Below are 19226 nucleotides of genomic sequence, written 5' to 3' on the forward strand. Positions count from 1 at the left end.
GGCATGACACGGCGACCATCATCAACGGCATGCTCAACGATCATTCGTTGAAGGTGGATACGGTGTGACCTGAAAACCTGAACGAAAAAATCCGCCATTCCTGTTTAAGGGATGGCGGTTTTTTCATTCAATGGTTTCCAGCCAGGGTTTTGCCTGGCCACTGGAGTCTTTAACGCAGAACTCCGGTAGTAATCGTCCAGGGATCAGACTCTGAGTTGTCACCATAGTCTGCCAGCGCGATGAATTGATAAGTGGTTTCGTATTCCAGACGTGTAACCAGTCTGGCCCATTTACCGTTATCGTCGGTCGGTTCCAGCTTCGGATCGGTGACGCCATTGATCTTCAGCTTGATCTGCGCTGACGGGGCCGCATCACCCCTGACAATTACATGGTTGTATGGGGTGCTACCGTTGTCCTCGATCAGGCCGTCCGAATCGTACACGCGGGTATTGCGCGGCTTGATGGTGGATGCCACGGTAAAAGTGCGGGGTGGCGCAGTGATTTCCTCATCGCCATAGTCCGCCTTGGCGGCGAGGCTGTAGGCGCCGTCTGTCACATCGAGCAGAATGTTCCAGGCACCATCGCCGGGATCGGCAGTTGCGATGGCATCTTTCATGGGGGCGCCGCCATTGAGTAGTTGAATGCTCTCACCGGGCATGGCATGCCCCTTGATGATCAACTGACTCTTGTCGGTTGTGCCATCTTCAGGAACAGAAGGGCCGCCTTCGGATTCGAGGACGTCATCCAGGCTCAATTCCACATCCAATGCGGCGCGGAAGGTGAAAGCGCTGGATTCTTTGTCATTGGCCGCCCTGATCCTGATGCTGTAGTTGCCAGCGGTCAGCCCGTCGAAGGTGAGTTTGAACAGCCCATCACGGTCAACAGTGGCTCTCTTGCCCGTGGAGGTGTTGCCGTTGATCGCTTCTACTTCCATATCGGGAGGTGCGTAGCCGGAGAACTCCAGCGAGTCGCCGTCGTAGGTGCCGCCATTTTCGATCGGGCCATCCTTGCCAGTGACTTTGTCGATGATCGGCGTCTCGGTCGCCAGAACGAACGTTTTGGGCGGACGGGAATAATCGTAAGGCACGGATTTCTCGATAGCGTCAAGGCTGTAGCGCTTGAAGTCCGGCAGCGTGAACTGTTTGATCCAGACTCCTGAACCATTGCTGGTCACGTCAGTGATTGTGTTCTTGCCATCGCGAATCCCGAGCGCCTTGTTTGCGCCGGCCGTACCCTTGAAACTCAGGGTTTTGTCAAAAGTAACGCCTTGTTCAGCAACGAGATTACCACTGCTGTCTCGGACTTCATCGAAGGTTACTTTCGCTGTTGCTTCACTCGGTGTGTTTGGCGTAAGTACCGAGGTGTTCGGGGGGGTAGCGGTCATGATGATGACTCCGGGTGTTGAAAAAGTTTGGGTGCCGGAGTGATTTAAAACCTCGTTGGATAGCTTGCCTACGCTCATAAATAACAGGTGCAAGCTGGTTTTCGATCAATGATCGGAGTGGCATTGGCTGCCTGGAAAGGTTGGCTTTGGCGGCCCGATCAAGCGCCCCATCGCGCCGAAAACACCCAGTTCCGTGATGGCCACCAACTCCCCCGACGTTTCGACCATCTCGGCAATCAGCGGCAAATCAATGCTGTGGGTCGCGCGAAAGATCGCGTCGATGAACAGTCGCTTGTCAGGCTGCTCGTCGATGTTGCGAATGTAGGCTCCATCGATTTTCAGGTACGCCAACCCCAATTGGGTCAGGTTGCCGATCTGGCTGAAGCGCCCGCCAAAGTGTTGCAGGCCCATTCGATAACCGCTGACAAGCAGGCTGTGACTCAAACGCTGCAATTCGTCGGGGGAGGGCAACTGGCTTTCGTCGATTTCCAGGGTCAGGAGCGGCGCCAGTTCCGGCAGGGAGTCGAGCAGGTCGAGGATAGTTCGCCATTGCACCGGGTCGCGCAGGGTGCTCCCGGACAGGCTCAGTGCCAAGGGCCTGCGGTCGGCCACCAGGTCGTCCAGCGTGGCCTCGAGCATTGCCATGTCGAACCGTGCCGACCAGCCGAGACGCTCGATCCACGGCAGGAAATGCCCGGCGGCTATCGCCTCGCCCTGTGGGTCGAGCAGGCGTGCGAGCACTTTGTGGTGCAGCACCTGGCCGGGGTCGGCACATTGCACGACGGGCTGGAAGTACAACTGCATTTTACCTTCAGTCAGGGCATCGTCGATCCAGGTGCGCCAGTCGTGCTGGGTGTGATTCGGCGCGGTGTCACGATGGCTCAAATGCACCCAGGGTCGCTCCGGATGTTGCCGGGATTCAGTCAGTGCCTGATCCAGGCGCAGGAGTACGGTGCCGATTGACTCACCGGGGCGGTAGGCGACAACGCCCAGATGGGCGACGGGCATGCAATCACTGGCACCGGTCAGGCGCAGGTTCTCCAGGCTGGCGCTGACATCGGCGGCCAGGCGCGCGGCATTTTCAGCGTCCAGACCCGGTGTCAGCAGGCTGAATTCGCCACCACGATTGCGTGCCGCCAGCCAGGTGCGACGCTCGGGCAATTGAGCCAGGCGCTTGAGCAATTCGCCTACGGCACTGATCAGCGCGTCAGTTCGTTGGCCGCCCAGTCGCTGGTTGAGCCCGTTCAGGTCATTGATCCGTAACATCAGCAAATGGCCATCGCGACTCTGTTCGCACTCGCGTAAATGGTCGGTCAGTTGCTCGTCGAGCAGGCGCCGGTTGGCCAGGCCGGTGAGGCTGTCCAGATAGGATTCGGCCCGCAGTTTTTCGCTGCGCGCAGCTTCTTCGCTGAACAGGGCCTTGAGCTTCTCGACCATCTGGTTCATGGCCAGCACCACCCGTTTCAGTTCCGGTGTCCGTGGCAGTTTCGACAGGCTTAGAAACTCGCGGTTACTGATGGCTTCAGCTTGTCGGACCATGCTGTCGAGGGGACGAAATTGCCGGCGCAGCATCCATCCGCCAATCACGGCGCTGAACAGCCCGCACAGCAGCAACCAGACCAGGCTGCCGAGGGTGCTGTCCCAGAGCTTGGCCAGGGCGAACTGCGGATTGCTCAGCACTTCGACCCGTGCCAGTTGTTCCCAGCCGCGCATGACCAAGGCGTCGCCACCTTCCGGGCGCAGGTTGACCAGATTGACGAACCAGTCAGGCACTGCGTCGATTTTCGTCGGTGCGCTGCGTTCCACCAGGGTTTGCTGATCCTTGAGCCTGATGACGCGGATGCTGCTGAAATAGCCGCTGTCGAAAATCGAACTGACCATCAGCTCCATCATTGCCGGGTCATCGACCTGTGCTGTCAGCGACAGCCCCAGCGCAGTGGCTGCGTCCTGGGCGTGGGCGCGCAGTTGACCGAGCGTTTGCTCGCGGGAGCTTTCCAGGCTGGCAAAAAAACTGCCGCTGAACGCCACCAGCAGGAACAGGCAGATGGCCAGGAACAACTGTTTACGCAGTGTCATACATCGCTCCTTGGCATGGCGGTCAGCCCTCGCCTATGTCGAACCCTTCGGCCTGCATTTTTTTCAGCACGTCCTGCCAGCGCGACAGCTTTTTCGAGTCGCTGCTGCGCTGGCCGCCGTTTTTGCCCGGCAGGTACAGGCCTTCGGCGTTGAAGGCGTACACCGGCAGCAAGTCTTTGCGTTGGGACGCGGGGCGGATATCGCCGATCAGGTTGTCCAGCACCAGTGGGTCGGCCGTGGGGGAGTTGTAGAACGTCAGCACCATGTGTGCCTGGTTCTGGTTCAGGGCCTTGACGTAGGTGATGCGCAGTTTTTCGCTGGGAATGCCGAGTCGGCGCAGGCTGAAATACTTCGCCAGCGCGTAGTCCTCGCAATCGGCGGCGCCCTTGATCAGGGCTTCAACGGGGGTGGCCCAGTAATCGGCCTGTTGCCAGATGCGTGTGTCGTCCTGGAAGTTCAACTGCTGATTGAAGAAGCGGTTCACCGCGTTGAGCTGCTCACGTTCGGGCGCGCCGCGTGCACTTTGCAGCATTTGATTCCACGCCTCGATCCGGTTTCGTGCCGGTCCCGGCGGGCCGTAGCGTTTTTCAACGGATTGCAGAATCTGCGCAAAATCCCAGTCGGCCCCGACCCCGTTGAGTAAGGTCAGTAGCAAACCAGCCAGCAGCAACCATTCGCCGAGCCGAAGTCGGAGCGCGGGCCATCCTGGACTACGCAGACTGCGGGCCATGTCTGGCTGCTCGAGTGTAGATGGGTGAAGTTTAGGTGGAGTTTTTACCGGGGCAGGGCAGGTCGTCGGACGGGACCCGCCACCAATAGCCGGGGGAGCTTCAGAAATTGCGCAGGGTTTTTTGCCTGAGGATGTAGATCGTCACGAGCACCGCACTGGTCAGCATGAACCCCCGTGCCCAGGGAAGCGGCACCAGATAGCAGGAGAACAGGATGCTCGCCCACATCAGGCCGATGGCGTAGACCTTGCCCTTGAGCGGGATGCCGTTGCCGTCGAGGTAGTCGCGGATCCATGGGCCAAGCCGTGGATGCTCAACCAGCCATTGATAGAAGCGCGGGGAACTGCGGGCGAAGCAGGCAGCCGCCAGTAGCAGGAAAGGGGTGGTGGGCAATACCGGCAGGAAAATCCCGATCACCCCCAGCGTCACGCTCAACCAGCCGATGGCCAGCAGCACGTAACGCAACATCAGGGGGCGGTTGCCTATGGGGTTGTCCATAGGCAGAACCTTAGTGGTGACGGGGTTTGAGAATCGCCGGTTTTTCGTCTGGAGCGTTGCACAGCAGGTACAGCGCAGTCAGGGCTTCCGGGATCTGCACGATCATGTCGTCCATCAGGTTGGCATCGGCGGCAATGTCGGAGAACTCCGGTTGCTCGTCGAACAGGCCCGAACCGACCATGATCGGCAGCAGCATTTCGCTGACTTCGTCTTCGGCGGTTTCGAACCAGGCTTCTTCGCGCAGGAACACGCCTTCCATGAAACCGATGCACCAGCCGCGCAGTTCGGAATCGTCCGGTTCGTCGCCCAGGTCCAGGTCGCACGGCAACTCGAACTCTTCGTCGGAGGCCAGTTGGCGGGCGATGTGGGCCTTGAGGCCGATCAGCGTGGCTTCGATCTCTTCGCGCTGGGCCTCGCTGCTGTAATGCGGCTCTTCGGCGAACAGTGCGTCGATCCATTCACGCTCGGGAACCGCTTCGGAACAGATCGACAGCGCGGTGAGGTAGCCGTGGGCGGCCACGTAGTCCAGCGCCTCGTCATGCAGTTCATCAGCGTCGAGGAAGACTTGCAGGCGGGTTAGTTGCTCAGCGAAGGACATTAAAGGACTACCTTGGGGAATGTTCGATGCGGGAATTCTAGGCCTTCTTGAGCGCTTGGGCCAGCCGCACGGTAAATGTGAGATTGAATTGAGTGTCTTATCAGCGGTGCCCTTTGCCGGACGGGGCTCGGGTATACTCGCGCGTTTTGTGATGCCCTGCTGGCGTCACGGCTGAAATGTGAAGCGACATGCAATGCGCACTTACGATTTGTCGGTGCAGCCTTGCGGGTTCTGAACCAGCCTTGCAGGGATGTTTCGGTGATTTTTGGAGTTTTTATGCTCGAACAGGCTCAACGCGTCCTCAAGGACATCTTCGGCTACGACAGTTTCCGTGGCCGCCAGGGTGCAATCATTGAGCGCGTGGCCAGTGGCGGCGATGCCCTGGTCCTGATGCCTACCGGTGGCGGCAAATCCCTGTGCTTCCAGGTCCCGGCACTGCTGCGCGAAGGCCTGGCGGTGGTGGTCTCGCCGCTGATCGCGCTGATGGACGATCAGGTCGCCACCCTCGAAGAGCTGGGCGTGGCCGCCGCCGCATTGAACTCCACCCTCAGCGCCGAGCAGCAGCGTGACCTCGCCGCCCGCATCCGCCGCGGTGAAGTGAAAATGCTCTACCTGGCACCGGAACGACTGGTCCAGCCGCGCATGCTGTCATTTCTGCAAGGGCTGAACATCGCTCTGTTCGCCATCGACGAAGCACACTGCGTGTCGCAATGGGGCCACGATTTCCGTCCGGAATACCTGCAACTGGGCCAATTGGCGGAAATGTTCCCCGATGTACCGCGCATCGCCCTGACCGCCACGGCCGACAAGCGCACCCGGGAAGAAATCGTCACCCGGCTGCACCTGCAAGATGCCGAGCGCTTCCTGTCGAGCTTCGACCGGCCGAACATCTTTTATCGCATCGTGCCCAAGGAACAGCCGCGCAAGCAGTTGCTGGCGTTCCTCGCCGAACGCCGTAGCGATGCGGGCATCGTGTATTGCCTGTCGCGCAAGAAAGTCGAGGAAGTCGCCACATTCCTCAGCGAGCAAGGCTTTCCGGCGCTGCCGTACCACGCCGGCCTGCCCAACGATCTGCGGGCCTACCATCAGAAACGCTTCCTCAATGAGGAAGGCCTGATCATGGTCGCGACGGTGGCCTTCGGCATGGGCATCGACAAGCCCAACGTGCGTTTTGTCGCGCACCTCGATTTGCCGAAATCCCTTGAGGCCTATTACCAGGAAACCGGTCGTGGCGGCCGTGACGGCCTGCCGGCAGACGCCTGGATGGCCTACGGCCTGCAAGACGTGGTGATGCTCAAGCAGATGCTGCAGAACTCCGAAGGCGACGAGCGTCACAAGCGCCTGGAGCAACACAAGCTCGATGCCATGCTCTCGCTCTGTGAAGAAACCCGCTGCCGCCGGCAAACGCTGCTGGCCTATTTCGACGAAGACATGCCCGAGCCTTGCGGTCATTGCGACAACTGCGTCGACGGTGTGCAGACCTGGGATGCCACCGAGCCTGCGCGTCAGGCGCTGTCGGCGATCTACCGCACCGGTCAGCGCTACGGCGTCGGACACCTGGTGGATGTGTTGCTGGGCAAGGACAACGAAAAAGTCCGCAGCTTCGGCCATCAACACCTCTCGGTGTATGGTGTCGGCAAGGCGATGGCGGAGGGCGAATGGCGTTCGCTGTTCCGTCAGCTGGTGGCCCGTGGTCTGGCCGACATCGACCTCGAAGGCTACGGCGGCTTGCGCCTGAGCGACAGTTGCCGGCCGCTGCTCAAGGGCGAGGTGACCCTGGAATTGCGCCGCGATCTCAAGGCGCAAACCGTGGCGAAAAGCAGCAAGAGCCAGGCAAGCCAACTGGTCCGCGGCGAAGAGCGCGAGCAATGGGAGGCCCTGCGTGCCCTGCGGCGCAAGCTTGCCGAAGAGCATGGCGTGCCGCCGTACGTCATCTTCCCCGACTCGACCTTGCTGGAAATGCTCCGCAGCCAGCCGACCTCGCTGGCGGAAATGGCCAGGGTCAGCGGCGTCGGTGCGCGCAAGCTGGAGCGTTATGGCGAGGCCTTCCTCGAGGTGCTCGGCGGCCAGGTCGATGCGCCGAAAGCGGTGGCCGACGTGCGTCACGAGCTGATCACTCTGGCGCGGGCGGGTATGACGCCGGTGCAGATTGCCGGTCAGTTGCAGTGCTCGGAAAAGAACGTCTACACCATGCTGGCCGAGGCGATCGGCAAGCAGCAGTTGTCGTTGGAACAGGCGCTGGATCTGCCTGAAGACCTGATGGGGGAGGTCCAGGACGCGTTCCTCGACGGCGAAGGCGAGTTGCCACCGGTTTCCGAGATCGCGGCGCTGTTCGCGGGCCGGGTACCGGAAGGGGTTTTGTACTGCGTTCGGGCTGCCTTACAGTCGGAATTCGAGATTTGAGACATCTGTAGTGCTGATGTAACGATTCAGTACAGATCAAGTCTTGCCTCAAGCCGAGGCTCATGCTTAGCTGACTAATAATTAGTTTTAATTTATTTCAGTCTGATCATGAGTGTTTTATGCCGTTAACCGATCAACACCGCTTTGGCATGCAATTGGCCCAGATGTCCCGCGGCTGGCGTGCCGAACTGGACCGCCGGCTGGCGGGCTTGGGCTTGTCCCAGGCACGCTGGCTGGTGCTGCTGCACCTGGCGCGTTTCGATGAAGCACCGACCCAGCGTGAGCTGGCACAAAGCGTTGGCGTCGAAGGCCCGACCCTGGCCCGTTTGCTCGACAGCCTGGAAAGCCAGGGGCTGGTCCAACGTCAGGCAGTACTGGAAGACCGCCGGGCGAAGAAAATCGTTCTCTGCGCACCGGCGCGCCCCTTGATCGAACAAATTGAAACCATTGCCACGCAACTGCGTTACGAACTGTTCGAAGGCGTCGATGAGGCGGACTTGAAGGTGTGCATGCGCGTTCACGGGCACATCCTGAGCAACCTGGAAAAATCCTGAGGCATAACCGGCTGCCAGGTTTTTGAGATAGCGCATTGGGCGAACTATAAGAACTACTCGGCAATATCGTGTTCGTAACGGATGTACGAACGCGTGCGGATGGTTTCTATAGATCTCAAGGATGCTCATGTTCAAGTGTTGGCGATTGGTTTTGCGCGGTGGTTCTCAGTGGTTGCTGGCCGGGGCCGCGGTCACTTACTCGGCATGGACACCTGCGCTGGGGCTGGGTGAAATCACCCTGCATTCGGCGCTGAATCAGCCGCTGCGCGCCGATATCGCACTGGTGGATGCGGCTGGCCTGGAGGAGAACGAGCTGTCGGTGAGTCTGGCAACGGCAGGCGAGTTCAGTCGTGCCGGGGTCGACCGGGTATTGTTCCTCGACAACCTGAGGTTCACCCCGATCCTGCGCGGTAGCCGCCACTTGATCCAGGTGACGTCCAGCAAGCCCGTCAGTGAGCCGTTCCTGAACTTCCTCGTGCAGCTCAATCGGCCCAACGGTCGGTTATTGCGTGAGTACACGGTACTGATCGATCCGCCAGGCTCGCCGGGCGTTGTTCCCGCCAGCGATGAACCGCTTCCCGGTTCCCCGGCGCCTGCATTCCCCAGTGTTCAACCGGCCGTACCGCGGTTACCCGTGACAAGCACGACATCAGAAACTGACGTCCCCGTGGCTGATCCAGCTGTTGAACAACTGGCCGCCAGCACCCTGCAAAACCATCAGATGCAAACCACTGTCGATGAGCTCAACGCGAAGCTTCAAGGCCAGGATGAGCTGATCGCCGGCCAGAAAAAACAGTTGGCGGAGCTGCAAACCCAGCTGGCGGAGCTCAGGAAGGTAAAGGCGCAACCAATGGCTTCTGATGCAGGGGCGCCAGCCTCCGCTATTGCTGAAACCCCCGGGGTTGGCTGGCTGCCGATTGCCGGCGTGTCAGCGCTGATGACGTTGCTGGCGCTGGGCTGGTTTGTTCGCCGCTGGCGCCAACAGCATCAGATCGCAATGTCAGAGGCTCTGTCGTCACCGCATGAACCGTTGGCTGAGCTCATTACCGAGCCAGTGATGTGGCCCCCTGTCATGCAACCGCCCACTGCGCATCGCGACGGGGGGCCAGCCAGTGATGGGCTTGAGCGGGTCGATAGCGCTCGCTCCATCCCGGTCGCCGCTGACGATGTATACCAACTCAACCTGGAGGATCTGTCCATGGCGTCGAGTTGGGAGGTGATCAGCCCAAACGAGAGCAAGCAGTCGGCTGCCCTGGCCATGATCGAGCCTGTGTTCGAGTTGGAGGCGCTACCTGTTCCGCCGACTCGGCAGCCACCGGCCGGGCTATCATAGCGGCGTCGTCAAACTCTGGAGTCAAGTCCCGTCATGAACACCGGCAAACCGGAAGTCGTCATCACCTATTGCACGCAATGCCAGTGGCTGTTGCGCGCGGCCTGGCTGGCCCAGGAATTGCTCAGCACCTTTGGTGATGACCTGGGCAAAGTCTCCCTGGTGCCAGGCACCGGCGGGGTCTTTCATATTTACTGTGACGCTGTGCAGATCTGGGAGCGCAAGGCGGACGGCGGCTTCCCTGAAGCCAAGGTGCTCAAGCAGCGGGTCCGCGACCAGATCGACCCCGACCGTGACCTGGGGCACAACGACCGCACTCAGTGAGACGCGGCCTCGGCGGTAACGGCTTTCCTGCTTGAGCTACTTGAGAACCTGCTGGATACCACGATCGCCACAATGATCAGCGCCCCCCCCAGCAACATGCGCAGGGTCGGGTTTTCGTTGAACAGCAGCCAGGCGACGGTGATGCCGTAGACCGGTTCCAGGGCGAACACCACGGCGGCAGTGCGTGCCTTGATCACCGCGAGGCTGGCGACGAACAGGCTGTGGGCGACACCGGTACAGAACACACCGAGCAGGCCGATCCACAGCCAGTCGATGGTGCGAACTTCGCTCAAATGAGGCGCCGCCACCGGCAGCAGGCACAGGGCAACCACCACGTTCTGACACAGCGCTGCCTGCACGGGCGGGACGCGCCCGGAGCTGGCACGGTTGGTCAGTGACAGCAGGGCGAACAGCAACCCGGAACCCACGGCCCACAGCAGGCCAGTGGTGGCTCCGCTGGCCAGATCAAAGTCAGGTGTGACCAGCACCAGCCCGACACTGACCAGCAGCACCAGCACAATTTCATTGGCGCGAATGCGCTCGCGGAAGATCAACCCTTCAAGGATCACGGTAAATGCCGGGAAGCTGGCAAAACCGAGCGTTGCAATCGCCACGCCTGCGACTTTCACCGCAATGAAGAAACTCACCCAGTGCCCGGCCAGCAACAAGCCGCTTAGCAGCAGTCGACGCCAGTCCACGACCTCGAGTTTCCGCCAGCGAGTCTGGCTGGCGAACCGTGCGAAAAACGCCAGCGCAAGGACAGCAAAAGCGGCCCGGCCGAAAACGATGATCGCCGGTGACGCGGCAGCCAGTTTGCCGAACACGCCGGTCAGGCCGAACATCAATGCGCCGATATGCAAGGCGCCAAGGGCAGTACGGGGAGTCATCGCGATCCTTAACGGCAAACGAACAGAGGCATCATTGAAGCGCGTCATCGCCCCTCAAGTCTGTCGGCAAACTAGCGTTTTTTGTCGCCAGCCTCGCGCCGCAGTTTCCCGGGCGATGCCCCGAACTCGCGCAGCACCGCCGCCGCGAAGGCACTCTGGGAGCTGTAGCCGACGCGGCTGGCAATCTCGCCGATGGGCAGTGCCGAGTTGCGCAGCAAACTCACCGCGATATGCAGGCGTCGGCTGCGGATGTAGTCCATCGGCGTCTGCCCGCATTCGGCCACGAAGCGTGCATGCAAACGGGCACTGGAAAGGCCGGCCACCCGGGCCAGGTCGGCCACCTGCAGGGGGTACGCCGCGTACTGATCGATGTGTGCATTCAGCGCGGCGTAGGGCAGGCGCCGACCGCCGATGGCGTCAGGCCTGCTGTTGTTGAGACTGGCCAGTAGCAGCACCGCGCCTTGTTGTGCGATCAGCGGATCATCGACCGGACTGTTCGCCAGCCAACTGACCAATTGGCTTTGCCCGGCGTCCAGGGGCAGGCGGCCGGCGTTGTCGAGCAAGCGCCGGCTGGACTCGGCGTGATCGCCCAACGACTGGGCAACCCATTGTTCGCCGGGTACATCCAGCACCAGGCAGCGGCTGCCATTGGCGCTGCCACAAGCGTGATGCGCTCCGGAGGGCACCACCACGAAACTCTGCTGGACCACCTGGCTACCATGGCCGTCGACCTCGAAATCCAGGGCGCCCGAAAGCCCGAACACCAATTGCGCGTGGTCGTGGCTGTGGACGATCAGGTCGTGGCTGTATTGGCGAAGCGTGAGGATCGGTCTCATCGCAGGTCTCCCGGTTCAGGGCGTCAGTCTACACCGAGCGGGCCTGCCAGCGCTGTCACAGGACTGACTTGACGCTGTCATGGACCATTAACCGGGCCGGGGCAGACTTGGCAAAACTTGCCAGAGGGTTGCCCATGACCAGCGCCGAGCTCGCCAAACCCACCCGTAAGCAACGCGTACGGACTTTATGGATTTCCGATGTGCATTTGGGCACCCGGGATTGTCAGGCTGAACACCTGTCGCAGTTTCTCAAGAGCTACCACGCGGACAAGATCTACCTGGTCGGCGACATCATCGACGGCTGGAAACTGCGCGGCGGCATGTATTGGCCGCAAGCGCATACCAACGTGATCCGTCGCCTGCTGACCATGAGCAAGCGCGGCACCGAGGTGATCTACGTCACCGGCAACCACGACGAGTTCCTGCGCCGCTATTCGAAGCTGATTCTGGGCAATATCCAGCTGGTGGACGAAGCCGTGCACGTCACCGCCGACGGCCGGCATCTGCTGGTGATTCACGGCGACCAGTTCGATGTGATCACCCGTTACCATCGCTGGCTGGCCTTTCTGGGGGACTCGGCCTACGAATTCACCCTGACCCTCAACCGCTGGCTCAATCATTGGCGCGCGCGATATGGCTACGGCTACTGGTCGCTGTCGGCCTACCTCAAGCATAAGGTGAAAACCGCGGTCAGCTTCATCAGTGACTTCGAAGAAGCCATCGCCCATGAATGCGTCAAGCGCGAGCTGCACGGCGTAGTGTGCGGGCACATTCACCATGCCGAGATACGCAAGGTCGGCGAGGTGGACTACCTCAATTGCGGCGACTGGGTGGAGTCGTGCACCGCGCTGATCGAGCACTGGGATGGTTCGATCGAGTTGTATCGCCTGGCGGACGCCCAAGCCCGTGAGGCGCAGTTGAAGGCGACCAGGGTTGCCGAGTTGGCCTGACAGGCATTCGGTGTTTGTACCGGCCTCTTCGCGAGCAAGCCCGCTCCCACAGATTTCGAGGTGTTCACAAAATCTGCTTCCACCAAAGCTCCCTGTGGGAGCGGGCTTGCCCGCGAATGGACCGCAAAGCGGTCCCGCTGGATCTGTCAGGCCGGAGCCTGCTCTTCCATCGCCGCCTTGTAAATCGAGTTCCTGGGGTGCGCAAACAACCGCTCCATCATCGGCTCGAAAAAGCTCAATGGCAGCGTGTCGTACGCCGGGTCAAACGCCGCCGCATCGTACCTGGCACAGAACTCGACGGTCGCCTGGTACTGCGGATGGTCCTGGAATTGTTCACGCAGATACCGATCCATGCCCAGGTGATGGAAGAAGTAGTAGCCCTGGAATATCCCGTGCTTTTCCACCATCCACAAGTTCTCGGCGCTGACGAACGGCTTGAGGATCGCCGCCGCGATGTCCGGGTGGTTGTAGGAACCCAGGGTGTCGCCGATGTCATGGAGCAGGGCGCAGACCACGTATTCTTCGTCGCGGCCATCGCGCCAGGCGCGGGTGGCGGTTTGCAGGGAATGGGTCAGGCGATCCACCGGGAACCCGCCAAAATCACCCTCCAGAAGCTTCAGGTGCGCCACGATCCTTGTCGGCAATTGCCGCGCGTAGGCACTGAAGTCAGCGGCGATGATCGCCCAGTCTTCCTGCGTGCCGTCCTTCATGTGGGTGAAGCGGGCATTGGCGTTCATAGGCAATTCTCTTGTGACTGATGTTATCTAGAACGGAACGCGTCCCAGAACCATGTCCCGATACATGACAAAATCGCCGAGCAGGCTATAGAAGGGGTGTTGGAACGTTGCCGGGCGGTTCTTCTCGAAGAAGAAATGCCCGACCCAGGCAAAGCTGTAACCCGCCACAGGCAGGGCCCACAACAGCATCCATATCCCGCGACCAATGGTCAGCGCCAGAATCAAGATAACCAGTGTCGTGCCGATAAAGTGTAGGCGGCGGCAGGTACTGTTGCTGTGCTCGCTGAGGTAGTAAGGGTAAAACTCGGCAAAGCTGTTGAAGTGTTTGATGTTTTCCACGACTGCGATCTCTGTGGCTATTGTTCTGGCAGCAAGTTGTTCTGCGGGTGGCATATTTGAGTCTAGAGTGATCAATGGCATCAGGCAGTGACAATAGGCGCCACTTTAATATCCTTCGGTCAATAGCCGTAGCATGCGGCTCACCATGTAAGAAAACGCCATGAGCGAACGAACGACTTCTGCAAGCTGGGCGATGGGGATTGTCAAAGCGCTGGAGATGGACGGCCTGGATTGCCGGGTTCTGTTCAAACAGCTGGGACTCGACTACGCGGCACTGGATGATCCGGACGCACGCTTTGCGCAGGATTCCATGACACGGCTGTGGCAACGCGCGGTCGATCTGTCCGGCAACCCGGCCATCGGCCTGAACATGGGCAAGGTGGTGCGACCGGCGCAGTTTCATGTGGCGGGTTACGCCTTGATGTCCAGCCAGACCCTGGGCGAAGGCTTTCAGCGACTGGTGCGCTATCAGCGAATCATCGCCGAAAGTGCCGACCTGAGTTTCAAGCTGCTGGAAGAAGGCTACGCGCTGATTCTGACGGTACATGGCGACCATCTGCCGCCGACCCGGCAAAGCGCCGAAGCTTCAATGGCCTGTGCCTTGGCACTGTGCGGCTGGTTGACCGGGCGTACATTGCATCCACGCAAAGTGTTGTTGCAAGGCGCCGAGCCGGTCGATCTGGAACCCTATAAACAAGCCTTCCATGCACCGCTGGTGTTCAATGCGCCATACGATGCGTTGATTTTCGAACGCGCGGACATGGAAGCGCCGCTGCCGACGGCCAACGAAGCCATGGCATTGCTGCATGACCGCTTTGCCGGCGAGTACCTGGCGCGCTTTTCCGAAAGCCGCGTGACCCACAAGGCGCGGCAGGTGTTGTGCCGCCTGTTGCCCCAGGGCGAGCCCAAGCGCGACACCGTGGCCCAGGCGCTGCACCTTTCCCAGCGCACCTTGCAGCGGCGCTTGCAGGAGGAGGGCACGAGTTTTCAGGCGTTGCTCGACGACACTCGGCGCGAACTGGCCGAGCAGTACCTGGCGCAACCGAGCATGACCTTGCTGGAAATTGCCTACTTACTGGGGTTCGCCGATCCGAGCAACTTCTTCCGCGCTTTCCGCCGCTGGTTCGCTGCCACTCCCGGCGAGTACCGGATACGGCTGCTGCAAACATCTGAAGCGGTCAATGACGCCAGAATGCCGGAATGCACAGCACAAACACCGTAATGATCTCCAGTCGGCCCAGCAGCATGCCGAACGAGAGAATCCACTTGGCGGCATCCGGCAGGGTGGCGAAATTGCCCGCCGGGCCAATGGTCTCGCCGAGTCCCGGGCCGACACCGGACACGGTACTGGCCGCGCCGGTGAGGGCGGTCATCCAGTCCACGCCGAGCAGCGACAGCAGCAGCGCAATTACGCAGATGGTGATTGCAAAGAAGAACGAAAAGGTCAGGATCGAACGCACGATTTCTTCGTCGAGGCGGTGACCGTTGTATTTCTGCTTGATCACCGCCCGAGGGTGAATCAGCTGGTTAAGGTTGGCCTTGAGCAGGATGTAGGCCACCTGGAAGCGGAAAATCTTGATACCGCCCGCGGTCGAGCCGGAGCAACCGCCGACAAACCCCAGATAGAAGAACAGCATCAGCGAGAAATTGCCCCAAAGGCTGTAATCCCCGAGTGCAAAACCTGTCGTCGTCACGACCGACGTCACGTTCAGCGCCACATGCCGCAGTGCCTCCAGCCAATGCAGCTTGGTGGTCCACCAGTACCAGGTGCCGAGCACCAGCCAGGTCACCAGCAACATGCCGAGAAGACCCTGCACTTGCTCGTCCTTGATCAACGCCCGGCGGTTGCCGCGTAGCGTCGCCACGTAGAGGGTGAACGGCAGGCTGCCGAGAATCATGATGACGATCGCCACCCAGTGCACCGCCGGTTGCGTCCACTTGGCCAAAGACTGGTCAGACGTCGAGAAACCGCCGGTGGAAATCGCCGACATCGCATGGTTGATCGCATCGAATGGGCTCATTCCGGCCCACCAGAATGCCAGGCTGCCGAGAATGGTAATGCCGACGTAGGCCGCCACGATCAGGCGCGCCACCATGTGGGAGCGCGGCATGACCTTTTCCGAGCGATCCGAGGATTCAGTCTGGAACAGCCGCATGCCGCCGATGCGCAGCAACGGCAGAATCGCCACCGCCATGCCGATGAAGCCGATGCCGCCGATCCAGTGCAGCAACGAGCGCCACATCAGGATGCCGGGCGACATGTTGTCCAGGCCATTGAGCACGGTCGAACCGGTGGCGGTGATGCCGGACATGCTTTCAAAAAACGAGTCGGTGTAACTGATGTGCTGGGTCAGCAGGAACGGCAGCGCGGCGAAGATGCACACCACCAGCCAACTGCTGACGGTCAGCAGGTACATATCCCGGGGACGCAGGTGAATGTGTTCCGGGCGACCGGGAATCACCAGGGCCAAGCCGGCGACAAAGGTGATCATGCTGGCCCAGAGGAACGACGGCAGATCGCCGGTGTGGTCGAAAATGACCAGCGTGGCCATGGGGACGACCATGGAGATCGCCAGCGTGATCAGGAAGATGCCGATGATGAAACCAATGATCCGTAAGGTCGGCAACGCCATGAGGTCCGCTCGGCTGATAGGGGAAAGGGCGCCATTCTACCCGCGGGGCGGGGCATGTAAACCGGCACTGCTGCGGCAGTTGCAGCTAGAATAGCCGCACAAATTTTCCAGGAGGTGGCCGATGCAGGCTCTCGACGCTTTGCTAAACCGTGTTTCCGTTCCACGACTGATTGACCCGGCACCCACTGCCGAGCAGCGCGAAGTGCTGTTCGGCGCCGCCATGCGCGCGCCGGACCACGGTCATTTGCAGCCTTGGCGTTTCCTGACGGTGGAAGGCGCGGCGCGCGAGCAAATGGGTGAGTTGCTGGCCGAAGCGGCGAAGCTTTCGGACAGCGAAGTCAGCGAAGCGGCCATCGACAAGGCGCGCAATGGTCCGTTACGAGCACCGCTGGTGGTGGTGGTGATTGCGCGGTTGCAGGATCACGTCAAGTATCCGAAGTCCGAGCAGTTGCTGGCGGCGGGCTGTGCGGCCCACGGGATTTTGCTGGCGGCGTATGCACAGGGCATTGGAGCGGTGTGGCGTACCGGTGACCTGGCTTACTCGCCGCATGTGGCCAAGGGGTTGGGCCTGGCGGAGGGGGAAGAGGTGATTGCTTTCCTGTATCTGGGCACCCCGCAGAAAGAACCGCGCGTGGCCGAGAAAGTCGACCTGGCCGAGTTCGTCAGTGCCTGGCCAGGTAAAGCCTGAACACCCCGGGCAAAAATGTGGGAGCGGGCTTGCTCGCGAAAGCGGTGGATCAGTCAATGTTGATGTCGACTGACACTCCCTCTTCGCGGGCAAGCCCGCTCCCACAGGTTTCAGGGTTGGACAACTGCGCCTGGGACGAGAGGCAATTCCAGGCTGGCAATGAACCCGCCCTCCGGGTGATTGGCCAGCACCAGACTACCCCCATGTCGCTCCGCCGCGCGGCGGGCGATGGCCAGGCCCAGGCCGTGTCCGGCCGCTGTCTGCCCCGGTGCCCGATAGAACGGCTCACCGAGCTGGCTCAAATGTTCGGCACTGACCCCAGGCCCGTGGTCGCGCACAGTCACGACGATCCGCTCACCCTGGCGCAATGCCTGCATTTCGATCGGCAGGCCTCCCGCCGGATTGAAGCGCTGGGCATTGCGCAGCAAATTGTCGACGGCCCGCTCGATCATGGTCGGCCAGCCCTTCAGATTCAGTTGCGACTCGGCTTCGAGGTGGACAAGTTGCTCGGGTGAACCGAGTTGCGCATCCTTTTGCAGGGTATTGAGCAAGGCATTCAGATCCACCTCTTCCGCACTGGCGTTATCGGAGTCGACCCGGGCCAGTACCAGGATTTCGCTGATCAGCGCCTCCAGTCGGTCGCACTCGCGGGTCAGGCGCGGCCAGAGCTGTTCCCGTTCTTGCGGGGTGGCCCGTTCGGCCAGCGCCAGCGCGATACGCAGGCGGGCGAGGGGCGAACGCAGTTCGTGGGACACATCCCGCAGCAATTGCCGCTGACTGCCAATCAGGCTTTGCAGACGCGCGCCCATGCGGTTGAAGTCGTTGGCCAGCACGCCAAACTCGTCGCGACGGCTGGACAGTTTGACCAGGCTGTTCTGCTGATAAGCGGTTTGTCCAAGGTCATGCACCGCTCCGCGCAGGCGGCTGAGCGGGCGGGTGATGGAAAAGGTCACCAGCAGGCTGAACAGGGTCAGCACCACCAGGGCGATCCCCAGTGCGCTGAGTGGCCAGAGCAGGCTCTCGCGGTGCCAAGCGTCCAGTTCCGGGTGTGGGATGCGGTAGATGAACAGGTAGGTGTCGCCGGTTTTTTCGCTGGTGAATTCATCAGTCAGACGCCGCCATGGCAGGCGCCGGTCTTCGTTGTTCTGTCGCGCCTCAAAGGCTGCCGCACGTCTCGGGAAGGTGCCGCGCACGACCGGATCGCCGCTTTCGTTAAGCACCTGAACGTCGATGTGATACTGGCGTTTACGTTGCTGGAGAATGTCCTGGGCGGCGTCTTCGCCCTGGCTTTCGTAGGTTTGCGTCCACTCTTCGGCCAGCGTGTTGAGGCCCGGGTGGCGGCTGAGAATCCATGCGTCCTGGTTGAGCATGTGCCCGAGCAGGATGGAAAGCCCTGCAACCAGAGCGATGGCCAGCCAGAAGCTGGCCAGGATACGCCAGAACAATGAGCGCACGGAAAATCCTCAAAACAAACACAAAATTCTATGTAGGAGCGAGCTTGCTCGCGAAAAGCAAATGGACGACACGTGCTGCCTGATGCCGCGCGTTATCGTTGACGTCAATCGCGAGCAAGCCCGCTCCCACATTGAATTGTGTGGTGTCAGACCCAACGGTGTTCAGCCGTCGGGTCCAGGGTCAGCGCATTATTGCGTTTTTTGCGGTTGTTGTGCTTTCCAGGCTTTGAACTCAGCCCACTCGGCGCGACGTTCAGCCTGTTTTTTCTGGATCTCGTCAAATTTCTTCTGTTGATCCGGTTTCAGCACGGCGCGCACGTCAGCTTCGGCTTTCTGGTGCTTGGCGGCCATTTCGTCTTTCATGGCTTTCTGGTCGGCTGGCGAGAGTTTCTCCAGGTACTTCTCGACCAGTTGCTTACGCTCGTGCATCTGCTCGCCCATGATCTTGCGGATCTGCTCGCGCTGTTCGCGGCTCAGGTCCAGTTGACTGTATGGGCCCTTGCCGTGCATGCCGTGCATCTGACCGCCGTGGTGCGAACCGTCCATCGGCCCATCCATCGGGCCTGTGCCTTCAGGCATGGCCATGGCGACGGTCGGCAGGGCAGCAGCGAACATCAGAGCGATAAGAGTCTTGCGCATGGTGTATCTCCTTGTCTCGTTCCCGGTACGTTCCGGATGAGTACAGATTACGCAGATCAAGGTCAGCGGCGGTCAGCGGAGCGTAAAGCTTGGGTAAAGATGAATTTGCGCCGACCTGACAAAACGTCCGGGTGACTGACTGTAGGAGCGAGCTCACTCGCGATGGGC

The 19226-nt window shown here is 60.7% G+C and carries 19 protein-coding genes; 7 read left to right on the plus strand and 12 right to left on the minus strand.

From position 1 onward, the window contains the following. Positions 1-169: 169 nt before the first annotated feature. From ACCD00_RS20655 to ACCD00_RS20675, 5 genes are all read right to left on the minus strand, one after another. Positions 170-1384, minus strand: a complete 1215-nt coding sequence (locus ACCD00_RS20655) for a carboxypeptidase regulatory-like domain-containing protein (RefSeq protein WP_413427300.1) — start codon at positions 1382-1384, stop codon at positions 170-172. Positions 1385-1489: 105 nt separating this feature from the next. Then, on the minus strand, positions 1490-3460 hold the full coding sequence (gene lapD / locus ACCD00_RS20660; protein WP_413427301.1) for a cyclic di-GMP receptor LapD: 1971 nt from the start codon (positions 3458-3460) through the stop codon (positions 1490-1492). Between the two features lie 22 nt (positions 3461-3482). Next, positions 3483-4190 (minus strand): cysteine protease LapG, encoded by a 708-nt coding sequence (lapG, locus tag ACCD00_RS20665; protein WP_413427302.1) that lies wholly within the window; start codon positions 4188-4190, stop codon positions 3483-3485. A gap of 100 nt (positions 4191-4290) precedes the next feature. Next, positions 4291-4686: a YbaN family protein gene (locus ACCD00_RS20670; RefSeq protein WP_413427303.1), complete on the minus strand. Its 396-nt coding sequence runs from the start codon at positions 4684-4686 to the stop codon at positions 4291-4293. 10 nt (positions 4687-4696) lie between these two features. Then, positions 4697-5284 (minus strand): YecA family protein, encoded by a 588-nt coding sequence (locus ACCD00_RS20675; RefSeq protein WP_008023664.1) that lies wholly within the window; start codon positions 5282-5284, stop codon positions 4697-4699. Between the two features lie 276 nt (positions 5285-5560). On the opposite strand from ACCD00_RS20675, the gene recQ reads away from it, so the two are divergent. The 4 genes from recQ (at position 5561) to ACCD00_RS20695 (ending at position 9895) form a co-directional block, all read left to right on the plus strand. Further along, complete coding sequence (gene recQ / locus ACCD00_RS20680; protein ID WP_413427304.1) at positions 5561-7687, plus strand: DNA helicase RecQ; 2127 nt, start codon at positions 5561-5563, stop codon at positions 7685-7687. 119 nt (positions 7688-7806) lie between these two features. Beyond that, positions 7807-8241, plus strand: a complete 435-nt coding sequence (locus ACCD00_RS20685; protein ID WP_413427305.1) for a MarR family transcriptional regulator — start codon at positions 7807-7809, stop codon at positions 8239-8241. 127 nt (positions 8242-8368) lie between these two features. After that, positions 8369-9574 carry a FimV family protein gene (locus ACCD00_RS20690; RefSeq protein WP_413427306.1) on the plus strand — a complete coding sequence of 402 codons (1206 nt, stop codon included), beginning with the start codon at positions 8369-8371 and terminating at the stop codon, positions 9572-9574. 33 nt (positions 9575-9607) lie between these two features. Further along, on the plus strand, positions 9608-9895 hold the full coding sequence (locus ACCD00_RS20695) for a SelT/SelW/SelH family protein (protein ID WP_085719083.1): 288 nt from the start codon (positions 9608-9610) through the stop codon (positions 9893-9895). On the opposite strand, the gene ACCD00_RS20700 is transcribed toward ACCD00_RS20695, so the two are convergent. Together ACCD00_RS20700 and ACCD00_RS20705 are read right to left on the minus strand one after the other, a co-directional pair. Then, positions 9889-10782, minus strand: a complete 894-nt coding sequence (locus ACCD00_RS20700) for a DMT family transporter (RefSeq protein ID WP_413427307.1) — start codon at positions 10780-10782, stop codon at positions 9889-9891. The two genes, ACCD00_RS20695 and ACCD00_RS20700, sit on opposite strands and share 7 nt — an antisense overlap. A 71-nt stretch (positions 10783-10853) precedes the next feature. After that, a complete protein-coding gene (locus tag ACCD00_RS20705; RefSeq protein WP_057398306.1) occupies positions 10854-11618 on the minus strand; it encodes a helix-turn-helix transcriptional regulator in 765 nt (254 codons plus the stop codon). Positions 11619-11752: 134 nt separating this feature from the next. Here ACCD00_RS20705 and ACCD00_RS20710 point away from each other — a divergent pair, with 134 nt between their 5' ends. After that, positions 11753-12568: a UDP-2,3-diacylglucosamine diphosphatase gene (locus tag ACCD00_RS20710; protein WP_413427308.1), complete on the plus strand. Its 816-nt coding sequence runs from the start codon at positions 11753-11755 to the stop codon at positions 12566-12568. Positions 12569-12714: 146 nt separating this feature from the next. Here the strand turns inward: ACCD00_RS20710 and ACCD00_RS20715 are convergent, their stop codons facing one another. Together ACCD00_RS20715 and ACCD00_RS20720 are read right to left on the minus strand one after the other, a co-directional pair. Then, positions 12715-13305 (minus strand): HD domain-containing protein, encoded by a 591-nt coding sequence (locus tag ACCD00_RS20715; RefSeq protein WP_413427309.1) that lies wholly within the window; start codon positions 13303-13305, stop codon positions 12715-12717. 27 nt (positions 13306-13332) lie between these two features. Further along, complete coding sequence (locus ACCD00_RS20720) at positions 13333-13644, minus strand: Mpo1-like protein (RefSeq protein WP_413427310.1); 312 nt, start codon at positions 13642-13644, stop codon at positions 13333-13335. Positions 13645-13804: 160 nt separating this feature from the next. Here ACCD00_RS20720 and ACCD00_RS20725 point away from each other — a divergent pair, with 160 nt between their 5' ends. Further along, positions 13805-14866, plus strand: a complete 1062-nt coding sequence (locus ACCD00_RS20725; RefSeq protein ID WP_413427311.1) for an AraC family transcriptional regulator — start codon at positions 13805-13807, stop codon at positions 14864-14866. Here ACCD00_RS20725 and ACCD00_RS20730 read toward each other — a convergent pair. Continuing rightward, positions 14823-16277 (minus strand): TrkH family potassium uptake protein, encoded by a 1455-nt coding sequence (locus ACCD00_RS20730; RefSeq protein ID WP_413427312.1) that lies wholly within the window; start codon positions 16275-16277, stop codon positions 14823-14825. The two genes, ACCD00_RS20725 and ACCD00_RS20730, sit on opposite strands and share 44 nt — an antisense overlap. 121 nt (positions 16278-16398) lie before the next feature. On the opposite strand from ACCD00_RS20730, the gene ACCD00_RS20735 reads away from it, so the two are divergent. Beyond that, entirely contained in the window at positions 16399-16965 is a 567-nt protein-coding gene (locus ACCD00_RS20735; protein ID WP_413427313.1) for an NAD(P)H nitroreductase, read from the plus strand. A gap of 110 nt (positions 16966-17075) precedes the next feature. On the opposite strand, the gene ACCD00_RS20740 is transcribed toward ACCD00_RS20735, so the two are convergent. After that, the gene (locus ACCD00_RS20740; RefSeq protein WP_413427314.1) at positions 17076-18419 is read right to left on the minus strand and encodes a sensor histidine kinase; all 1344 of its coding nucleotides are present in this window, start codon (positions 18417-18419) and stop codon (positions 17076-17078) included. A 189-nt stretch (positions 18420-18608) separates the two neighbouring features. Continuing rightward, positions 18609-19058 carry a Spy/CpxP family protein refolding chaperone gene (locus ACCD00_RS20745; protein WP_413427315.1) on the minus strand — a complete coding sequence of 150 codons (450 nt, stop codon included), beginning with the start codon at positions 19056-19058 and terminating at the stop codon, positions 18609-18611. Positions 19059-19226: the final 168 nt, after the last annotated feature.

This window comes from Pseudomonas sp. Pseusp3 (assembly GCF_047304225.1).
GTDB classification, from domain to species: domain Bacteria; phylum Pseudomonadota; class Gammaproteobacteria; order Pseudomonadales; family Pseudomonadaceae; genus Aquipseudomonas; species Aquipseudomonas fluorescens_CD.

Excerpts from the sequence above, each read along its gene's own strand:
- ACCD00_RS20655 (WP_413427300.1), bottom strand. The coding sequence starts at position 1,384 with ATGACCGCTACCCCCCCGAACACCTCGGTACTTACGCCAAACACACCG.
- lapD (WP_413427301.1), bottom strand. The coding sequence starts at position 3,460 with ATGACACTGCGTAAACAGTTGTTCCTGGCCATCTGCCTGTTCCTGCTG.
- lapG (WP_413427302.1), bottom strand. The coding sequence starts at position 4,190 with ATGGCCCGCAGTCTGCGTAGTCCAGGATGGCCCGCGCTCCGACTTCGG.
- ACCD00_RS20670 (WP_413427303.1), bottom strand. The coding sequence starts at position 4,686 with ATGGACAACCCCATAGGCAACCGCCCCCTGATGTTGCGTTACGTGCTG.
- ACCD00_RS20675 (WP_008023664.1), bottom strand. The coding sequence starts at position 5,284 with ATGTCCTTCGCTGAGCAACTAACCCGCCTGCAAGTCTTCCTCGACGCT.
- recQ (WP_413427304.1), top strand. The coding sequence starts at position 5,561 with ATGCTCGAACAGGCTCAACGCGTCCTCAAGGACATCTTCGGCTACGAC.
- ACCD00_RS20685 (WP_413427305.1), top strand. The coding sequence starts at position 7,807 with ATGCCGTTAACCGATCAACACCGCTTTGGCATGCAATTGGCCCAGATG.
- ACCD00_RS20690 (WP_413427306.1), top strand. The coding sequence starts at position 8,369 with ATGTTCAAGTGTTGGCGATTGGTTTTGCGCGGTGGTTCTCAGTGGTTG.
- ACCD00_RS20695 (WP_085719083.1), top strand. The coding sequence starts at position 9,608 with ATGAACACCGGCAAACCGGAAGTCGTCATCACCTATTGCACGCAATGC.
- ACCD00_RS20700 (WP_413427307.1), bottom strand. The coding sequence starts at position 10,782 with ATGACTCCCCGTACTGCCCTTGGCGCCTTGCATATCGGCGCATTGATG.
- ACCD00_RS20705 (WP_057398306.1), bottom strand. The coding sequence starts at position 11,618 with ATGAGACCGATCCTCACGCTTCGCCAATACAGCCACGACCTGATCGTC.
- ACCD00_RS20710 (WP_413427308.1), top strand. The coding sequence starts at position 11,753 with ATGACCAGCGCCGAGCTCGCCAAACCCACCCGTAAGCAACGCGTACGG.
- ACCD00_RS20715 (WP_413427309.1), bottom strand. The coding sequence starts at position 13,305 with ATGAACGCCAATGCCCGCTTCACCCACATGAAGGACGGCACGCAGGAA.
- ACCD00_RS20725 (WP_413427311.1), top strand. The coding sequence starts at position 13,805 with ATGAGCGAACGAACGACTTCTGCAAGCTGGGCGATGGGGATTGTCAAA.
- ACCD00_RS20730 (WP_413427312.1), bottom strand. The coding sequence starts at position 16,277 with ATGGCGTTGCCGACCTTACGGATCATTGGTTTCATCATCGGCATCTTC.
- ACCD00_RS20735 (WP_413427313.1), top strand. The coding sequence starts at position 16,399 with ATGCAGGCTCTCGACGCTTTGCTAAACCGTGTTTCCGTTCCACGACTG.
- ACCD00_RS20745 (WP_413427315.1), bottom strand. The coding sequence starts at position 19,058 with ATGCGCAAGACTCTTATCGCTCTGATGTTCGCTGCTGCCCTGCCGACC.